Origin of the sequence: Streptomyces sp. SID1328, assembly GCF_009865595.1 — a bacterium.
Lineage (GTDB): Bacteria > Actinomycetota > Actinomycetes > Streptomycetales > Streptomycetaceae > Streptomyces > Streptomyces griseoluteus.
Window position 1 is genome coordinate 1 of sequence record NZ_WWKH01000863.1, and the last position, 2,796, is coordinate 2,796.

Sequence of the window (2,796 nt, forward strand, 5' to 3'; positions counted from 1 at the left end):
CGCTCGCCGCAGCCGTCTCGCTCGCCCTCACCCTGACCGCCTGCGGCGGCACCACCAAGAAGTCCGTGGCGGACGACGACGCCGCCGCCCGGAACTCCCAGGCCAAGGCCGACCCGGACGCCCCCACCGAGAAGGGCCTCACCGTCGCCTTCCTGCCCAAGCAGGTGAACAACCCCTACTTCACCGTCGCCGACAAGGGCGGCGAGCAGGCACTGAAGGAACTCGGCTCCTCCTACAAGGAGGTGGGCCCGAACAACGCCACCGACACCTCCGGCCAGGTCTCCTACGTCAACACCCTCACCCAGCAGCAGGTCGACGGAATCGCCGTGTCCGCCCAGGACCCCGGCGCCCTGTGCACGGCGCTCAAGCAGGCCATGAAGAACGGCATCAAGGTCGTCACCTACGACTCCGACACCAACCCCGGGTGCCGCGACCTCTTCGTGTCCCAGGCGAGCGCCGAGGCCCTCGGCCGCTCCCAGGTCCAGCTCCTCGGCAAGCAGCTCGGGTACAAGGGGGAGATCGCGATCCTCTCCGCCGCGCAGACCGCCACCAACCAGAACACCTGGATCGGCTTCATGAAGGACGAGCTGAAGAAGCCCCGGTACAAGGACATGAAGCTGGTCACCACCGCCTACGGCAACGACGACGCCCAGCAGTCCTTCCAGCAGACCCAGGGCCTCCTCCAGGAACACCCGCGGCTGGCCGGGATCATCTCCCCGACCACCGTCGGCATCAAGGCCGCGGCACAGTACCTCTCCGGCTCCAAGTACAAGGGCAAGGTCCGCCTCACCGGCCTCGGCACCCCCGACGACATGCGCCGGTACGTCAAGAACGGCACCGTCGACGCCTTCGAACTCTGGGACCCCGCCAAGCTCGGCGCCCTGGCCGCGCACGCCGCCGTCGCCCTCTCCTCCGGGCAGATCACCGGACAGCGGGGCGAGACCTTCAAGGCGGGAAGCCTCGGCACCTTCACCGTCGGGGACAAGGGCGTCATCGACCTGGGCGCCCCCACCGTCTTCGACCGGGGCAACATCGACCGGTACAGGTTCTGACCCGGCATAGGCTGGGCGCGGGGCGGGGGACGGCGGAACGGAGCAAGGCGCGCATGGCAGGCAGAGTCGGCATCAAGGACGTGGCCCGGCACGCGGGGGTCTCGGTGGGCACCGTCTCCAACGTCATCAACCGCCCCGACTCGGTCACGGAGGAGACCCGGCTGCGCGTCCAGGCGGTGATCGACCGGCTCGGGTACGTACGCAGTGAGAGCGCCCGCCAGCTCCGGGCCGGGCGCAGCCGGATCATCTCGCTGCTCGTCCTCGACATGGGCAACCCCTTCTTCGTGGACGTGGCCCGCGGCGCCGAACGGGCCGCGCGGGAGGCGGGGATCGGTGTCATGGTCTGCAACAGCGGCCAGAGCCCCGCCGAGGAGGCCGAATACCTCTCCCTCTTCGCCGAACACCGGGTGCGCGGGGTGCTGTTGACCCCGACCGACGCCACGGGCCGGAATATCGACGCCTTCCGGCGTCACCGCATTCCGTTCGTCCTGGTCGACCGGGTCGCCGAGGGCACCACCGAGTGCTCGGTCTCCGTGGACGACGTGGCGGGCGGCGCCCTCGCCGTGCGCCACCTCGTGGACACCGGACACCGCTCGATCGCCTATGTCAGCGGGCCCACCCAGCTCAAGCAGGTCAGGGACCGCCGTGAGGGCGCCCATCTCGCCCTCGCTCAAGCCGGGTTGGGGCCCGAGGTGCTGCGCGAACTCCCCACCGAACGTCTGGACGTGGCCGCCGGCCGCGACGCCGGCGCCCGCCTGCTGGGCCTCGCCGAGCGCCCCACGGCGGTGTTCTGTGCCAACGACCTGCTGGCCCTCGGCGTCCTCCAGGCCCTCTACGCGGCGGGCGTCAAGGTCCCGCAGGACATGGCGATCGTCGGTTACGACGACATCGAGTTCGCCGCCGCCTCGGCGGTCCCGCTGACCTCGGTGCGCCAGCCCGCCGCCACGATGGGCGCGCTGGCGACCGAACTCCTGCTGGAGGAAACGGAGTCGGAGAACACCGGGGGGCATGCCCACCGCCGGGTCGTGCTCCAGCCGGAGCTGGTGGTACGGGGATCGAGCCTGGTCGCCCGCTGAGCGTTCAGCCCGGGTGACGATGGTCCGGCAGTAGCAGGCCGGTGTGGGCGGCGCGGCCCTCGTCGCCGGTCAGGGAGGCGGCGTCCCGCAAGGCGGCGTTGCCGGCCTCCAGCATCTGCTTATGTGTGCCGTGCGAGGGCATCGCCCCCGAGCTGCCACATTTCGTAGTTGCCGCATTCTGCCGTGATCTCGGCCGCCGAGTGAGCCGCGGTGACGAAGTCTTCCACGACCGGTGAGGTATTCGTGGCCGCTACCGCGAGAAGCACCTGGTCGGGCGCCAGGTCCGGGATGGGTACGTAGGCGACATCGGGATGCGAGTAGAACACGGACGCCGAGCGGGCCAGGAAGGAGATGCCGCGTCCGGCCGCTACATGTTCGAGGGTCTCGTCGACCCCGCGCACCGGGTATCCGGCGTTGGCGAACGGGCGCTTGGTGGGCTGCGAGCTCGCGTCACCGTCCCACAGCAGCGGCTCACCGGCCAGGTCGGCCTCGGTGACCTCTTCCTTGCTGGCGAAGCGATGTCCGGCGGGCAGCACCGCCACCCGCGGCTCGGTGTACAGCGCGGTCAGGCGCAGGCCGGTTTCGTCGATGGGCAGGCGCACGAAGGCGACGTCGATGCGCCCGTCGAGCAGCATGACGGCCTGGTCGTCGCCTTCGATCCGCTGCAT

At 70.4% G+C, this 2,796-nt stretch carries 3 protein-coding genes; 2 read left to right on the top strand and 1 reads right to left on the bottom strand.

Going from position 1 to position 2,796, the window contains the following annotated elements:
- Both rhaS and GT030_RS27880 read left to right on the top strand, forming a co-directional pair.
- Positions 1–1,052: rhamnose ABC transporter substrate-binding protein (gene rhaS, locus GT030_RS27875; RefSeq protein ID WP_161203448.1), on the top strand; the 1,052-nt coding region annotated here is incomplete at its 5' end.
- A 53-nt stretch (positions 1,053–1,105) separates the two neighbouring features.
- Entirely contained in the window at positions 1,106–2,128 is a 1,023-nt protein-coding gene (locus GT030_RS27880) for a LacI family DNA-binding transcriptional regulator (RefSeq protein WP_161203449.1), read from the top strand.
- Between the two features lie 119 nt (positions 2,129–2,247).
- Here GT030_RS27880 and GT030_RS27885 read toward each other — a convergent pair.
- Positions 2,248–2,796: LysR family substrate-binding domain-containing protein (locus tag GT030_RS27885; RefSeq protein ID WP_161203450.1), on the bottom strand; the 549-nt coding region annotated here is incomplete at its 5' end.